The 14,373-nt window shown below is 62.4% G+C and carries 13 protein-coding genes; 8 read left to right on the forward strand and 5 right to left on the reverse strand.

Going from position 1 to position 14,373, the window contains the following annotated elements:
* Positions 1 to 11 precede the first annotated feature (11 nt).
* Together ACJ8PL_RS09350 and ACJ8PL_RS09355 are read right to left on the reverse strand one after the other, a co-directional pair.
* Positions 12 to 1,172, reverse strand: a complete 1,161-nt coding sequence (locus tag ACJ8PL_RS09350) for a NapC/NirT family cytochrome c (RefSeq protein ID WP_016926984.1) — start codon at positions 1,170 to 1,172, stop codon at positions 12 to 14.
* A 214-nt stretch (positions 1,173 to 1,386) separates the two neighbouring features.
* Entirely contained in the window at positions 1,387 to 1,809 is a 423-nt protein-coding gene (locus ACJ8PL_RS09355; protein WP_079450259.1) for a nucleotide triphosphate diphosphatase NUDT15, read from the reverse strand.
* A 247-nt stretch (positions 1,810 to 2,056) separates the two neighbouring features.
* Here ACJ8PL_RS09355 and fruB point away from each other — a divergent pair, with 247 nt between their 5' ends.
* Genes fruB through fruA form a run of 3 tightly spaced genes read left to right on the forward strand, consistent with a single transcriptional unit; the run spans position 2,057 to position 5,825 of the window.
* On the forward strand, positions 2,057 to 3,190 hold the full coding sequence (gene fruB / locus ACJ8PL_RS09360) for a fused PTS fructose transporter subunit IIA/HPr protein (protein ID WP_033639846.1): 1,134 nt from the start codon (positions 2,057 to 2,059) through the stop codon (positions 3,188 to 3,190).
* Complete coding sequence (fruK, locus tag ACJ8PL_RS09365; protein WP_015378523.1) at positions 3,187 to 4,128, forward strand: 1-phosphofructokinase; 942 nt, start codon at positions 3,187 to 3,189, stop codon at positions 4,126 to 4,128. Before fruB ends, fruK begins: the two co-directional genes overlap by 4 nt.
* 11 nt (positions 4,129 to 4,139) lie before the next feature.
* Positions 4,140 to 5,825, forward strand: a complete 1,686-nt coding sequence (fruA, locus tag ACJ8PL_RS09370) for a PTS fructose transporter subunit IIBC (RefSeq protein ID WP_033639847.1) — start codon at positions 4,140 to 4,142, stop codon at positions 5,823 to 5,825.
* Between the two features lie 61 nt (positions 5,826 to 5,886).
* Here the strand turns inward: fruA and nfo are convergent, their stop codons facing one another.
* Positions 5,887 to 6,726 carry a deoxyribonuclease IV gene (nfo, locus tag ACJ8PL_RS09375; RefSeq protein ID WP_016926988.1) on the reverse strand — a complete coding sequence of 280 codons (840 nt, stop codon included), beginning with the start codon at positions 6,724 to 6,726 and terminating at the stop codon, positions 5,887 to 5,889.
* Between the two features lie 98 nt (positions 6,727 to 6,824).
* Entirely contained in the window at positions 6,825 to 7,898 is a 1,074-nt protein-coding gene (locus tag ACJ8PL_RS09380) for a YeiH family putative sulfate export transporter (protein WP_016926989.1), read from the reverse strand.
* Between the two features lie 193 nt (positions 7,899 to 8,091).
* Here ACJ8PL_RS09380 and ACJ8PL_RS09385 point away from each other — a divergent pair, with 193 nt between their 5' ends.
* From ACJ8PL_RS09385 to ACJ8PL_RS09395, 3 genes are all read left to right on the forward strand, one after another.
* Positions 8,092 to 8,289, forward strand: coding sequence for a hypothetical protein (locus ACJ8PL_RS09385; protein WP_016926990.1), 198 nt, complete (start codon positions 8,092 to 8,094; stop codon positions 8,287 to 8,289).
* A 107-nt stretch (positions 8,290 to 8,396) separates the two neighbouring features.
* Positions 8,397 to 9,263: a DNA-binding transcriptional regulator YeiE gene (gene yieE / locus ACJ8PL_RS09390; protein WP_016926991.1), complete on the forward strand. Its 867-nt coding sequence runs from the start codon at positions 8,397 to 8,399 to the stop codon at positions 9,261 to 9,263.
* A 221-nt stretch (positions 9,264 to 9,484) separates the two neighbouring features.
* On the forward strand, positions 9,485 to 10,963 hold the full coding sequence (locus ACJ8PL_RS09395; protein ID WP_028127733.1) for an amino acid permease: 1,479 nt from the start codon (positions 9,485 to 9,487) through the stop codon (positions 10,961 to 10,963).
* Between the two features lie 45 nt (positions 10,964 to 11,008).
* Here the strand turns inward: ACJ8PL_RS09395 and ACJ8PL_RS09400 are convergent, their stop codons facing one another.
* On the reverse strand, positions 11,009 to 12,109 hold the full coding sequence (locus tag ACJ8PL_RS09400) for a GGDEF domain-containing protein (protein ID WP_079452218.1): 1,101 nt from the start codon (positions 12,107 to 12,109) through the stop codon (positions 11,009 to 11,011).
* A 364-nt stretch (positions 12,110 to 12,473) separates the two neighbouring features.
* Here ACJ8PL_RS09400 and ACJ8PL_RS09405 point away from each other — a divergent pair, with 364 nt between their 5' ends.
* Positions 12,474 to 13,556, forward strand: coding sequence for a FecCD family ABC transporter permease (locus ACJ8PL_RS09405; RefSeq protein WP_004935667.1), 1,083 nt, complete (start codon positions 12,474 to 12,476; stop codon positions 13,554 to 13,556).
* On the forward strand, positions 13,553 to 14,341 hold the full coding sequence (locus ACJ8PL_RS09410; RefSeq protein WP_016926995.1) for an ABC transporter ATP-binding protein: 789 nt from the start codon (positions 13,553 to 13,555) through the stop codon (positions 14,339 to 14,341). Before ACJ8PL_RS09405 ends, ACJ8PL_RS09410 begins: the two co-directional genes overlap by 4 nt.
* Positions 14,342 to 14,373: the final 32 nt, after the last annotated feature.

A 14,373-nucleotide genomic window follows, 5' to 3' on the forward strand; every position in this document is an offset into this window, starting at 1 on the left:
GCGCTTCTCCCTTAAAGCTTGGCCGGTGCGGCAGGTGGCATGTCGCTGGCGTGTTTTTGTACGTATTGCGTCAGCACGCGCAGCTGTTCCTGCGTCAGCGAGGTGCGCGGCGCCATGCCTTTGATGACGCCGATCCATTGGTTGGCGTTGAAGCGATCGAGCGCGGTCAGCCCGTGGCAGCCGGTGCAGTTGGCCGACATCATGTCCGCGGCGTAACGCCAGATTTTTTGCTGATCGTCGATCAGCTGCTTGCGCGGCAGCCACACCTGCAAAGAAACCTGATGCCAGACCAGGCCGGTTTCCGCATCGGTCTGAGTCGACGCGGTCTTCAGCTGTTGGCGCGCGTCCTCACCCAGCAGCACGCTGAGGATGCGCTTACCCTGCGCGGCGTAAAACACTTCGCTGACGCCGTCTTGCTGCCAGCCGCTCACGGTGGCCAGCACCTTGTCGCCCTCCTGTTTCACCACCTGCACTTCGGTGGACGGCATCAGGTTGCCGGCGTTATGGCTGTCGTCCGCGCCGAGGAAGAACGGTTCGGTGGCGATGGTGTAGAGGGTGGTGGCGCCCGGGGCGGTCAACGCCGCGGCCTTCGCCAGCTCGGCGGCGCCGGCCTGGGTTTCGCCGCTCATGTCCGGCAGGATGTGGGCCACGCCCTTGTGGCAGTCGATGCAGGTTTCGCCCTGTTTGATCGCCACCGGGTGTTGCAGGCGCGCCTCAGGGCGCTGGGCGGTGATGTCCATGGCGTCGTAGCTGTGGCAGGAACGGCAGGTGGCCGAGTCGTTCTCTTTCAGCGTTTTCCAGACCGACTGCGCCATCGCCAGCTTGTGCGCTTCGTATTTTTCCGGCGTATCGATGGTGCCGACCATCTCGCCGTAAATGTCTTTCACCGCGCGGATCTTGGTCCACAGGTAGTCGATCGGCTGGTGCGGCACGTGGCAGTCGGCGCACTCGGCGCGGATGCCCTTGGTGTTTTGGAAGTGGACGCTGCCCTGATATTCGGCCAGCGGCTGTTGCATGGTGTGGCAGGAAACGCAGAAGGTGGTATCGCTGGTTTTATGGAAGACGGTGGCGGTCCCGGCCAACAGCGCCGCGCCGAGGATAATCCCCAGCAGCAAAAGCCATAGCCATCCCCACCGGCGCTTTTTTTCAAAGCCAGTCAGTTTTTTGCTCATGGTAAACCCGCTTATAATTATGAATTTAAAATAAAATCTTGCCAAAAGGCCACCGACCGGAGGTCAGAATGCCACGTCGATTGCAGGGGTAATGATAGAAGAGGGTTAACCCTATAGGGTTATTCGTAGTCAAAAAAATGGCATATATCGCAAAAAATAGCGTTATATTCTATTTTATATAGCGGTGGGCGGCGCAGCGCGCGCTCGCGATGGGTCAGGCCGTGGGCAGATAGGCCTGGCCGCTCAGCCACAGGCGGATCGCCGTGCGGCTGGCTTCGAAATGGGGTTCCGGCAGGGCGTCCGGCGCGCACCAGCGCCATTCGGCGCATTTCTCGGGCTCTTTCAGCTCAGCGTTGCCGCCGGGGTGATCCACCTGCAGGCAGATAGACACGGTGTGCTTGCCTTCGGCGCGCCAGGTTTGCAGATTGTTGCTGACGCCAACGAAGCGCGGCGGATCGATAAGCAACCCGGTTTCTTCGGCGATTTCGCGCTGGGCGCACTGCTCGAAGGTTTCACCGGCATCCAGATGCCCGCCGGGGATCGACCAAAAGGGCGCGTGGGAGCCGCAGCGTTTACCCAACAAAATCTCGCCTTGAGAGTTGACGATGATCACCCCGACGCCCGTCACTACGTTCATGCTTTTCTCCGTCAGCAAAGTTTCAGCACAGTATGTCATTTTGCTCCGGCGCTGACCAATGAGCCGATGAAAGTGTGCGTAAGCTCAAAAATCTGCAATGGCGAAAGGGAGAAAGCTTGCTTTCGTCTTGTGCAGCTCACACACTCCTTGAAACGTTTCAGCGTTGTCCGGCCGCTTGTGGCGAACGGGTAACGCTCCTTTTTCTCAATGAAGCTGAAACGATTCAATTCAGCAGGAGAGGAGAATCATGTTCCAGTTGTCACCGCAAGACATTCATCTGGGCGCCGTTGCCGACGGTAAGCAAGAGGCCATCCGCCTGGTGGCCGCCGCCCTGACCGACGCCGGCTGCGTCAGCGCCGGTTACGTGGACGGCATGCTGCAGCGCGAACTGCAGACGTCCACCTATCTGGGTAACGGCATCGCCATTCCGCACGGCACCACCGATACTCGCGATCTGGTGTTGAAAACCGGCGTGCAGGTGTTCCAGTTCCCGCAGGGCATTGCGTGGGGCGAAGGCCAGACCGCCTATGTGGCGATCGGCATCGCCGCCCGCTCCGACGAGCATTTGGCGCTGCTGCGCCAGCTCACTCACGTCCTGAGCGATGACAGCGTGGCGGAGCGGCTGGCGCAAACCACCTCTGCGGAGGAACTGCGCAGCCTGCTGATGGGCGAACAGCAGAGCGCCGAATTCCAGTTCGACGTCTCGCTGATTGCGCTCGACGTCGCCGCCGACAGCCTGATGACGCTGCAGGCGCTGAACGCCGGCCGGCTGCAAAAGGCCGGCGCGGTCAACGCGCAGTTCGTCAGTGATGTCATCACCCGCAAGCCGCTGAACCTGGGGCAGGGCATCTGGCTGAGCGACAGCGTCGAAGGCAACCTGGCCAGCGCGGCCACCGTCAGCCGCCCGGCGCAGGCTTTCGTGGAAGACGGCGAGCCGGTGGCGCTGCTGCTGACGGTGTCGGTCGCCGACGCGCAGCCGCTGGCGGTGCTCAACTACCTCAGCGATCTGCTGCTGGCCAGTAAAGCTGAACGTTTGCTGAAGGCGGATGCCGCCGGGGTGCTGGCGCTGCTGACCAGTGAAGTGGCTGAGGAAAGCAGCGTGCTGAGCGCCGAATTCGTGATCCGCAACGAGCATGGTCTGCACGCGCGGCCGGGCACGGCGCTGGTCAACGTGATCAAAAGTTTCAACAGTGACATCACCGTCACCAACCTGGACGGCAGCGGCAAGCCGGCCAACGGGCGCAGCCTGATGAAGGTGGTGGCGCTGGGCGTGAAGAAAGGGCATCACCTGCGCTTTACCGCCAATGGAGAAGATGCTGAAGCCGCGCTGAAGGCGATAGGCGAAGCGATTAATGAAGGACTGGGCGAGGGCGCAGCATGAGCAGAAGAGTAGCAACGATCACCCTGAACCCGGCGTACGATCTGGTGGGTTTCTGCCCGCAGATCGAGCGCGGGGAAGTCAACCGGGTAAAAACCGCCGGCCTGCACGCCGCCGGTAAGGGCATCAACGTCGCCAAGGTGTTGAAGGATTTGGGCATCGACGTCACCGTCGGCGGCTTCCTGGGCAAAGACAATCAGGACGGTTTCCAGCTGCTGTTCAGCGATCTGGGGATCGCCAACCGCTTTCAGGTGGTGCCGGGGCGCACCCGCATCAACGTCAAGCTGACGGAAAAAGACGGCGAAGTGACCGATTTCAATTTCTCCGGCTTCGAAGTGACGCCGCAGGACTGGGATCGCTTCGTCAGCGACTCGCTGAGCTGGCTGGGCCAATTTGACATGGTGGCGGTGAGCGGCAGCCTGCCGGCCGGCGTCGATCCCGACGCCTTTACCGACTGGATGACCCAGCTGCGCGCCAAGTGCCCGTGCATCATTTTCGACAGCAGCCGCGAAGCGCTGGTCGCCGGGCTGAAGGCCTCGCCGTGGCTGGTCAAACCGAACCGCCGCGAGCTGGAAATCTGGGCCGGTCGCCCGCTGCCGACGCTGGCGGACGTGGTCGAGGCCGCGCATGCGCTGCGCGAGCAGGGCATCGCCCACGTGGTTATCTCCCTTGGCGCGGAAGGCGCGCTGTGGGTTAACGCATCCGGCGCCTGGATCGCCAAACCGCCGTCCTGTGAGGTGGTCAGCACCGTGGGCGCCGGCGATTCGATGGTAGGCGGTCTGATTTACGGCCTGCTGATGCGCGAATCCAGCGAACACACTCTGCGTCTGGCCACGGCGGTAGCGGCGCTGGCGGTCAGCCAGAGCAACGTCGGCGTGACCGATCGTCCCCAGTTGGCCGCGATGATGGCGCGCGTCGATCTGAAACCTTTCAATCAATAGCAGGAGGCAGAATGAAAACGCTGCTGATGGTAGACAGTTCGCTGGGGCAGGCCCGTGGCCACCTGGCGAAACGCATGCTGGAGGCCGCCGCGGCCAAAACCGGCCTGACGCTGGTCGAGTCGCTGCAGGACGCCGAACTGGTGGCGGTGGCGGGGCAGGCTGCCCCTGCTGACGCCGGGCTGAACGGCAAATTGGTGTATGTGGGCGATGTAGAACAGGCGGTGCGTGAACCGGACGCTTTTCTGGCGCGCGCCAGGGCCGAAGCTGAAACCTATCAGGCACCGCAGGCGGCGGCGCCGGTGAAAGCCGATGGGCAAAAACGCATCGTGGCGATCACCGCTTGCCCAACCGGCGTGGCGCACACCTTTATGGCGGCCGAAGCCATTGAAAGTGAAGCGAAGAAACGCGGCTGGTGGGTGAAAGTGGAAACGCGCGGCTCCGTGGGCGCCGGTAACGCCATCACCCCGGAAGAAGTGGCGGCGGCGGATCTGGTGATCGTCGCGGCGGACATCGAGGTGGATCTGGACAAGTTTGCCGGTAAACCGATGTATCGTACTTCCACCGGTCTGGCGCTGAAGAAAACCGCGCAGGAACTGGACAAGGCGCTGGCCGAAGCTGAAGTGTTCCAGCCGCAGCAGCGCGGCGGCGCGGCGCCGGCGGCGAAGAAGAAAGAGGGCAACGGCCCGTATCGTCACCTGCTGACCGGCGTGTCCTACATGCTGCCGATGGTGGTGGCCGGCGGCCTGTGTATCGCGCTGTCTTTCGTGTTCGGCATCAAGGCGTTTGAAGTCAAAGGCACGTTGGCGGCGGCGCTGATGCAGATCGGCGGCGGCTCCGCCTTTGCGCTGATGGTGCCGGTATTGGCCGGTTTCATCGCCTTTTCCATCGCGGATCGTCCGGGCCTGACGCCGGGCCTGATCGGCGGCATGCTGGCGGTGAGCACCGGCGCCGGGTTCCTCGGTGGCATCATCGCCGGTTTTCTGGCGGGTTACGTCGCCAAGGCGATCAGCAGCAAGCTGCGTCTGCCGCAGAGTATGGAAGCGCTGAAGCCCATCTTGATCATTCCGCTGGTGGCCAGCCTGATCACCGGTCTTATCATGATTTACGTGGTCGGCACGCCGGTGGCGAAAATCATGGAAGGCCTGACCCATTGGCTGCAATCGCTGGGCACCGCCAACGCCGTACTGCTGGGGGCAATCCTCGGCGGCATGATGTGCACCGACATGGGCGGCCCGGTGAACAAAGCGGCCTATGCATTCGGCGTGGCGCTGCTCAGTTCCTCGGTGTATGCGCCGATGGCGGCAATCATGGCGGCGGGCATGGTGCCACCGCTGGCGATGGGTCTGGCGACGCTGCTGGCGCGCCGCAAGTTCCCGAAATCCGAACAGGAAGGCGGCAAGGCGGCGTTGGTGCTGGGGCTGTGCTTCATCACCGAAGGGGCGATTCCGTTCGCCGCCCGGGATCCGATGCGCGTGCTGCCGTGCTGCATCGCCGGCGGGGCGCTGACCGGCGCGCTGTCGATGGCGTTCGGCGCCAAACTGATGGCGCCGCACGGCGGGCTGTTCGTGCTGCTGATCCCAGGCGCGATTTCGCCGGTGCTGCTGTACCTGGTAGCGATCGCCGCCGGCACGCTGTTGGCCGGGGTGGCTTATGCCCTGCTGAAACGTGCTGAAGTACCGGCGGCCAGCGTGGCGTAACGGCGATCCAGCCATAAAAAAACCGGAGCCCAGGCTCCGGTTTTGTCGTTTGGGCGCCGCGTTACTGCTGCGCTTTCAGCCAGGCGATCTCTTCCGCCCAGATGTCCGGGTTTACCGTTTCCAGAATCAGCGGGATATTGTCGAAACGCGGATCGCGCATGATGTAGCTGAACACCGTTTTGCCGATGTTGCCTTCCCCCAGGCTGTGGTGGCGGTCGACGCGGCTGTTGAACTCGCTCTTGGCGTCGTTCAGGTGCATGCCGCGCAGGTAGTTGAAACCGACGATGTCGCCCAACTGCTTGAAGGTGCGCTCGCACTCTTCTTCGGTGCGCAGATCGTACCCGGCGGCGAAGGCGTGGCAGGTGTCGATGCAGACGCCGACGCGGCTTTTGTCTTCCACGCCGTCGATGATCGCCGCCAGGTGTTCGAATTTGAAGCCCAGGTTGCTGCCCTGGCCGGCGGTGTTCTCGATCACGGCCGTCACGCCGGCGGTTTTGTCCAGCGCGATATTGATCGATTCGGCGATGCGCGCCAGGCACTTGTCTTCATCGATTTGCAGCAGGTGGCTGCCGGGGTGGAAGTTCAGCAGCGTCAGCCCCAGCTGTTCGCAGCGCTGCAGCTCGTCGATAAACGCCTCGCGCGATTTTTCCAACGCCTCGGCTACCGGGTGCCCCAGGTTGATCAGGTAGCTGTCGTGCGGCAGGATCTGCCCCGGCCCGAAGCCGTACTGGGCGCAGGCGCTCTTGAACTTATCGATAACGTCGGCGGCCAGCGGCGCGGCCTTCCATTGACGCTGATTTTTGGTGAACAGGGCGAACGCGGTCGCCTCCAATTCGTGCGCGCGGATAACCGCCTGATCCACGCCGCCTGACGCGCTGACATGTGCACCGACAAACTTCATCTTCATTCTCCTGTGTTATCGGTGACATTATGGCATTGATGGCGGGCGGATTGAATGGCGAAAAGCGGCGGCCCGCTGAAGCGGGCCGCCGAGGGCGATTACAGCAGGTGTTGCACCAGTTGGTTTATCGCGCCGCCGCCGACCAGCAGCCAGACGAACAGCAGCGTCGCCAACAGAATCGGTTTCACCCCGGCCTGGCGCACGGCGCTGATGTGGGTGGTCAACCCCAGCGCCGCCATCGCCATCGCCAGCATCCAGGTGTCGGCGGTGATCAGATGGCGCACCAGCGTGGCCGGCAGCAGGTTGAAGGAGTTCAGCCCGGCGACGGCGATAAACAGCACGGCGAACCACGGAATGGTGATGGCGGATTTTTCCGCCTTGCCTGCGCTGCCGCGGCTGATGTAGCCCGACAGCAGCAGCAGGAACGGCGCCAGCATCATCACGCGGATCATCTTGGCGATCACCGCCGCATTTTCGGCGTCCGGCCCGATGGCGTGCCCGGCGGCGACCACCTGAGCCACTTCGTGAATGGTGGAGCCGGCGTAGATGCCGAAGGTTTCCTGGCTGAACGGCAGCCACTGGAAGTGTTCATTCAACTGATACAGCCACGGATAGACGAAGATAGCCAGGGTGCCGAACACCACCACGGTCGAAACCGCCACCGCCACTTTGCTGGAATCGGCCTTCAGCACCGGCTCGGTGGCCATCACCGCCGCCGCGCCGCAAATGCTGCTGCCGGCGCCAATCAGTATCGCGGTTTGGCTGTCGATGCCGAACACTTTCTTGCCGAGCCAACAGGCCAGCAGGAAGGTGGTGATCAGGGTCAGCGCGTCGATGATAATGCCGCTGGCGCCCACGTCAGCGATCTGCTGAAAGGTCAGCCGGAAGCCGTAAAGAATAATCCCCAAACGCAGCAGGCGCTGTTTGGCCAGCTGCACGCCGCCGTGACAAACGGTTTGCCAGCGGGGGTACAGCGTGTTGCCCACCAGAATGCCGAGCAGGATTGCCAGCGTCAACGCCCCCAGCCCCAGCTCCGCCACCCAGGGAATATCGCCGGCCCAGACGGCCAGCGCGGTGAGCGCGCCGGTCAGCGCCAGCCCCGGCACCAGCCGCGGCAGGCCGAACAGCGGAAAGCGTCGCTCGGGGTAAGTGTGAGTGGTATCAGTCGCCATAAAAGTCAGTCCTTCAGTCTGTTTCTTGCTGCTAAGAGTACGTTTGGGCTGAATAAAAGAGAAATTGATTATATATTTATAACCTATCTGAATAAGTGGTATTGCGTCAGGCATTGGCATAAAGTCGCATTGCGGCTAGGGTGAGGTGGAGCGGCAAGCCGCCGTCAACTTTCCAACTGAACAGGAGCAGGCGATGGATACCGACGATCAACGCAGAGAGCAGGTAGATCAGGAAGTGGGGCGCGCGGTGCGGCGGTTGATTGAAGAAAACAAGGCGATCGACCGCGACCATCTCGTGGCGATGCTGCAATTGATACAGCGGGACGAAGCCGGCACGCCGCGCGAGGCGGCGCTGGCCGCGGCGGCGCAGCTGGTCGCCTTGGGCAAGTAGCGCGCCGAACTGGCCGCAAACGGGGTAGCCTGGCCGGGCTACCCACATCATGTTGACATTAATTTTGCGGTTCTCTGGCAGAACCCTTTTTCAATACCGGGACGGCTATGCATATCACGTTGCGTCAACTGGAAGTCTTCACCGAAGTGCTGAAAAGCGGTTCGACCACTCAGGCCTCGGTGGTGCTGGCGCTGTCGCAGTCGGCGGTCAGCGCGGCGCTGGCGGATCTGGAGGGGCAACTGGGCGTGCAGCTGTTCGATCGCGTCGGCAAACGGCTGGTGATTAACGAACACGGCCGGTTGCTGTATCCCAAGGCGCTGGCGCTGCTGGAGCAGGCGGGGGAGATCGAGCAGCTGTTTCGCCATGACGGGGGGGCGCTGCGCATCGCCGCCAGCAGCACCATCGGCAACTACATGCTGCCGGAGATGATCGCCCGTTACCGCCGGGACTTTCCGGCCACGCCGCTGGAGCTGAACGTTGGCAACAGCCAGGACGTGATCGTGGCGGTGGCGGATTTCCGCGTCGATCTGGGGCTGATCGAAGGGCCTTGCCATATGCCGGAGCTGGTGACGCAGCCGTGGCTGGAGGATGAGCTGGTGGTGTTCGCCGCGCCGGACAATCCCTTGACCCGCCAGCCGCCGACGCTGGAGGCGCTGGCGAATGCGCCTTGGATCCTGCGCGAGCGCGGTTCGGGCACCCGCGAGGTGCTGGATCATCTGCTGCTGGCGCACCTGCCGCACTTCCAGCTGGTGATGGAGCTCGGCAACTCGGAGGCGATCAAGCATGCGGTGCGGCACGGTATCGGCATCAGTTGCCTGTCACGGCGCGTGGTGGCGGAGCAGTTGGCCAGCGGCGCGCTGGTGGAACTGCCGGTGCCGCTGCCGCCGCTGCGGCGCACCCTGTACCTGATCCGCCATCGGCAAAAGCACATTTCCAACGCCTTGCAGCGTTTTCTCAGCTATTGCGCGCTGTAATCGACAGCGCGTCACGTCTTCTATCGCCGCGCAGGCAAAAGAAAGCATAAAAACCTGCGCGCGCTCACATTAATGAGAGTAAGTAAGGCCATAAGGGCCGCGGCTAATAATTGCCTCTGAATTATGAAGCTATCTTATATCGGTGCAATGTTGCTAGTTCACCGGCGGGTATTTGTTACAATCCGCCCTCATTTTTCGAAGAGCAGATAGATAGGGAACGAATGGCTCAGCAGGATATAAAAACATCGGGGCAGCAAGCTCCCGGATTGCGCCGCGAGCTGAAAGCCCGGCATTTGACCATGATCGCCATCGGCGGCTCCATCGGCACCGGCCTGTTCGTCGCCTCGGGCGCCACGGTTTCTCAGGCAGGCCCCGGCGGGGCGCTGCTGTCTTACGCTCTGATCGGTTTGATGGTGTACTTCCTGATGACCAGTCTGGGCGAACTGGCGGCCTTTATGCCGGTCTCCGGTTCATTCTCCACCTACGGCGCCAAATACGTGGAAGAAGGCTTCGGCTTCGCACTGGGCTGGAACTACTGGTACAACTGGGCGGTGACCATCGCCGTTGACCTAGTGGCTTCGCAATTGGTGATGAGCTACTGGTTCCCGGACACTCCCGGCTGGGTTTGGAGCGCGCTGTTCCTCGGCCTGATGTTCCTGCTGAACTACATTTCGGTGAAAGGGTTCGGCGAGGCGGAATACTGGTTCGCGCTGATCAAGGTTAGCACCGTGATTATTTTCATCGCCGTCGGCGTGCTGATGATTGTCGGCATTCTGAAAGGCGGCGAGCATGCCGGCTGGCAGAACTGGACCATTGGGGATGCGCCGTTCGCCGGCGGCTTCTCGGCGATGATCGGCGTGGCCATGATCGTCGGCTTCTCGTTCCAGGGCACAGAACTTATCGGCATCGCGGCCGGCGAATCGGAAAATCCGGGTAAAAACATCCCGCGCGCGGTGCGTCAGGTGTTTTGGCGTATCCTGCTGTTCTATATCTTCGCCATTCTGATCATCAGCCTGATCATTCCGTATACCGATCCGAGCCTGCTGCGCAATGATGTGAAAGACATCAGCGTCAGCCCGTTCACCCTGGTGTTCCAGCATGCCGGCCTGCTGTCGGCGGCGGCGGTGATGAACGCGGTGATCCTGACGGCGGTGTTGTCCGCCGGTAACTCGGGCATGTACGCATCGACCCGCATGCTGTTCACCCTGGCGTCCGAAGGCAAAGCGCCGCGCATCTTCGCCAAGCTGTCGAAAGGCGGCGTGCCGCGCAACGCGCTGTACGCGACCTGCGTGGTGGCCGGGCTGTGCTTCCTGACCTCGATGTTCGGCAACCAGTCGGTTTACCTGTGGCTGCTGAATACCTCGGGCATGACCGGCTTCATCGCCTGGTTGGGCATCGCCATCAGCCACTACCGTTTCCGTCGCGGTTACATGCTGCAGGGGCGCGATCTCAACGACTTACCGTACCGTTCCGGGTTCTTCCCGCTGGGGCCGATCTTCGCCTTCGTGCTGTGCCTGATCATTACCCTGGGCCAGAATTACCAGGCTTTCCTGCAAGACAAGATTGACTGGTACGGCGTGACCGCGACCTACATCGGCATTCCGCTGTTCCTGCTGATTTGGTTCGGTTACAAGCTGTCGCAAGGCACCCGTGTCGTGAAGTACAGCGAAATGGAATTCCCGAAGATGGACGTGAAGTAATCTTCGGTGAGTGACACGCGGCGGGAGTTCCCGCCGCGTTTGGGTTTACTTTTTCCCGCCTTTGGCTTCCGCCAGCGCCTGCTGCGCCGAGCTCATCAAACTCTCTACCGTCGCGTAATTCTGCGTCAGCGCCAAAATGCCGGCGTTAAGCCGCATGTTCACCTCGCCGAACGCGCCAAAATCGTAGGGCGCCTCCAGCGGCGGCACAATGCGCGCCAGAAACTCGCTTTCCGCGCCGTAGGGCAGATCGTGCACCAGAATCAGAAACAGACCGCCGGTATAGCGGCAGACGTAGTCGTTCGGGCGGATCAGCGTCTTGAGGCGCTCGCCGACGGTGCGCAGCACGTCGTCGCCGATCTGGACGCCGTGACTTTGGTAGAGCGCCGCCAGCGGGCCGAATTCGAGAATGAACAGGTGGGAGATCGGCTGCGCCGCTGCGGGGCGGCAGATGCTGCGCATCACCACCTCGCCGCCCGCGCGGTTGAGAAAGCCGGTCAGGCGATCGCGGTGCGATGCCTGCTGCTTCTCCCAGGCCAGCGTGACGTGCTGCACCAATTGGCGATGGTAGCGCGCGATCATGCCATGGGCCAGCACCAGCCACAGCGGCGCGAGATCCGCCAGGACAAACAGATTTTGCACGCGCGACAGCGGCGCCGCCAGCAGGTAGGGCAGCGTCAGCGCGATCACCTCAAGCAGCGCGAAGCGCGGCGCGGCGGCATGGCGCTGCATCAGCCAGCAGGCCAGGGCGGTAATGGTCAGGCCGGCGAACAGGATCAGCACGAAGCGGCCCGACAGCATCGCCAGCGCGGCGCTGGCGCCAACCAGCAGCGCCCACAACAACACTGTCACCAGCATGGCGTTCGGCCAGGCGGGTTGGCGCCTTTGCGCCAACCTGGCGCGCCCGGCGGTCAACAGCAGCAACAGCAGCAGCAGGCCGATACCGACCAGCGGTTGGTTCAGCCAGGCGTACCCCGCCAACAGCGCGGCCGGCCCCACGGCATTCAACCAGGGGGTGAGAGGAGAGGGCGTCAGCGTGAGACGCAGCTGGCGTTGAAACGGTTCGTCATCGGCGTGCAGCGGGCTGTGCAACAGCCAGTTCAGCAGCGCCGGGCGTTTGGGCGTTACCGCCGGAGATGGACTTCTCATTACAGCCTCGTCAATAAGGCCGCTCTTGCGGCGGCCTGAAAGTTTTTTGCACGCGCGGTGCTGTGGTTTTGGATTCTATGTGGTTTTGCCGCTATTTGTCAGAGTCTGGTCGGATCAGGAATAATTTTCAGAATAATTAACCTACTGGCCGTTGGCGGGGGAAAGCGTGGTGGTTTGAAAAATGGCGAGAAAAAACAAATTATTACATTTCGACAACGCTGTTTTCACCTATTGATATGATTGATAAGTATTATCGTTTGCTTTATTGTGGGCGGCTGCGCGCAGGCGGTCGCCGCGCGCTTTCCGGTTTACGGCGGACGCCTTCGCGCCGCTGTCATGATGGTTGTAACAGGTATCTTAACGAATGAGCGTATCCACCGATCCCATGACTGACGCCAAGGGGCAACCCAACGCCGGCGTGATGGGGCGTTATCAGCATATTCTTCGCCATCGCCTGTTGATGATGGGCGTGTTGGCACTGGCGATCCTGGGCTCGCTGCTGCTGGATTTCACCATGGGGCCGTCCGGCCTGTCGCTGTCCTCCTTATGGCAAACGCTGCTTGACCCCGCCGCGGCCGATGCCGGCACGCGGGTGATCGTCTGGGACATCCGCTTGCCCTATGCGCTGATGGCGGTGGTGGTGGGCTTTGCGCTCGGCCTGGCCGGGGCGGAAATGCAGACCATCCTGAATAACCCGCTGGCCAGTCCCTTCACCCTCGGGGTGTCTTCCGCCGCGGCCTTTGGCGCCGCGCTGGCGATCGTGCTCGGCATCGGCATTCCGGGCATTCCCGATCAGTGGTTCATCTCCGCCAACGCTTTTATCTTCGCGCTGTTCGCCGCGCTGATGCTCGACGGCATCACGCGCTGGACGCGGGTCGCCACCTCCGGCGTAGTGCTGTTCGGCATCGCGCTGGTGTTTACCTTCAACGCGCTGGTCTCGATGATGCAATTCATCGCCAGCGAGGACACGCTGCAGGGGCTGGTGTTCTGGACCATGGGCAGCCTGGCGCGCGCCTCGTGGGACAAGCTGGGCATTCTGTTCGGGGTGTTCGCCGTGCTGCTGCCGCTGTCGATGATGAGTTCGTGGAAACTGACCGCGCTGCGTCTGGGGGAAGACCGGGCGGTGAGCTTCGGCATCGACGTGCGTCGTCTGCGGCTGACCACGCTGCTGCGCATCAGCATGCTCTCGGCGCTGGCGGTGGCTTTCGTCGGGCCGATCGGCTTTATCGGCCTGGTGGCGCCGCACATCGCCCGCATGATCTTCGGCGAAGATCACCGTTTCTACCTGCCGGCCAGCGCGCTGATTGGCGCGCTGGTGCTGTCGATGGCCTCGGTGGCGTCGAAAAATCTGGTGCCCGGCGTGATCATTCCGGTGGGCATCGTCACCTCGCTGGTCGGGGTGCCGTTCTTCCTGAGCATTATTCTGCGCCATCGGGGGAACGTATGAACCAGGGCTTGCGCATAGAACACTTCTCGGCGGGCTACCCGAAACGTCAGGTGATCGACGATCTCTCGGTGCCGATGCTGCCGCGCGGGCAAATCACCGTGCTGCTGGGGCCGAACGGCAGCGGCAAATCGACGCTGCTGCGCTCGCTGGCCGGGCTGAACCCGGCGCAGGGCAAGCTGTGGCTGGACGACGGCGATCTGATGCAGATGCCGTTCGCCCGTCGCGCGGAGAAAGTGGTGTATCTGCCGCAGTCGCTGCCCGCCGGGGTGCACCTGCACGTGCTGGAGTCGATTATCGTGGCGCAGCGCGCCTCGGGCGGCCGCAGCAACGCCGGCAGCGAAGCGGAGGTGATGGCCCTGCTGGAGCAACTGGGCATCGCCCATCTGGCGTTGAGTTATCTCGATCAGCTGTCCGGCGGGCAGAAACAGCTGGTGGGGTTGGCGCAGTCGCTGATCCGTCAGCCGTCGCTGCTGCTGCTGGATGAGCCGCTGAGCGCGCTCGATCTCAACTATCAGTTCCACGTGATGGATTTGGTGCGCCGTGAAACCCGCAAGCGCAATATCGTGACGGTGGTGGTGGTGCATGACATCAACATCGCGCTGCGTCACGGCGACCACGTGCTGATGCTTCAGGATGGCGATCTGATCGCCGATGGCGCGCCGGATCAGGTGATTACGCCGCAGAGCCTGGCGCGGGTCTACGGCGTGCGCGGGCGCATCGAACGTTGCTCGCAGGGCACGCCGCAGGTGCTGATAGACGGTTTGGTAAACCAGCCGACGATTTAACCCAAGAAAAAGCCCGGCATCGCCGGGCTTTC

It is taken from the genome of Serratia sp. CY83965 (assembly GCF_052166375.1).
Lineage (GTDB): Bacteria > Pseudomonadota > Gammaproteobacteria > Enterobacterales > Enterobacteriaceae > Serratia > Serratia marcescens.

Excerpts from the sequence above, each read along its gene's own strand:
- ACJ8PL_RS09350 (WP_016926984.1), bottom strand. The coding sequence starts at position 1,172 with ATGAGCAAAAAACTGACTGGCTTTGAAAAAAAGCGCCGGTGGGGATGG.
- ACJ8PL_RS09355 (WP_079450259.1), bottom strand. The coding sequence starts at position 1,809 with ATGAACGTAGTGACGGGCGTCGGGGTGATCATCGTCAACTCTCAAGGC.
- fruB (WP_033639846.1), top strand. The coding sequence starts at position 2,057 with ATGTTCCAGTTGTCACCGCAAGACATTCATCTGGGCGCCGTTGCCGAC.
- fruK (WP_015378523.1), top strand. The coding sequence starts at position 3,187 with ATGAGCAGAAGAGTAGCAACGATCACCCTGAACCCGGCGTACGATCTG.
- fruA (WP_033639847.1), top strand. The coding sequence starts at position 4,140 with ATGAAAACGCTGCTGATGGTAGACAGTTCGCTGGGGCAGGCCCGTGGC.
- nfo (WP_016926988.1), bottom strand. The coding sequence starts at position 6,726 with ATGAAGTTTGTCGGTGCACATGTCAGCGCGTCAGGCGGCGTGGATCAG.
- ACJ8PL_RS09380 (WP_016926989.1), bottom strand. The coding sequence starts at position 7,898 with ATGGCGACTGATACCACTCACACTTACCCCGAGCGACGCTTTCCGCTG.
- ACJ8PL_RS09385 (WP_016926990.1), top strand. The coding sequence starts at position 8,092 with ATGGATACCGACGATCAACGCAGAGAGCAGGTAGATCAGGAAGTGGGG.
- yieE (WP_016926991.1), top strand. The coding sequence starts at position 8,397 with ATGCATATCACGTTGCGTCAACTGGAAGTCTTCACCGAAGTGCTGAAA.
- ACJ8PL_RS09395 (WP_028127733.1), top strand. The coding sequence starts at position 9,485 with ATGGCTCAGCAGGATATAAAAACATCGGGGCAGCAAGCTCCCGGATTG.
- ACJ8PL_RS09400 (WP_079452218.1), bottom strand. The coding sequence starts at position 12,109 with ATGAGAAGTCCATCTCCGGCGGTAACGCCCAAACGCCCGGCGCTGCTG.
- ACJ8PL_RS09405 (WP_004935667.1), top strand. The coding sequence starts at position 12,474 with ATGAGCGTATCCACCGATCCCATGACTGACGCCAAGGGGCAACCCAAC.
- ACJ8PL_RS09410 (WP_016926995.1), top strand. The coding sequence starts at position 13,553 with ATGAACCAGGGCTTGCGCATAGAACACTTCTCGGCGGGCTACCCGAAA.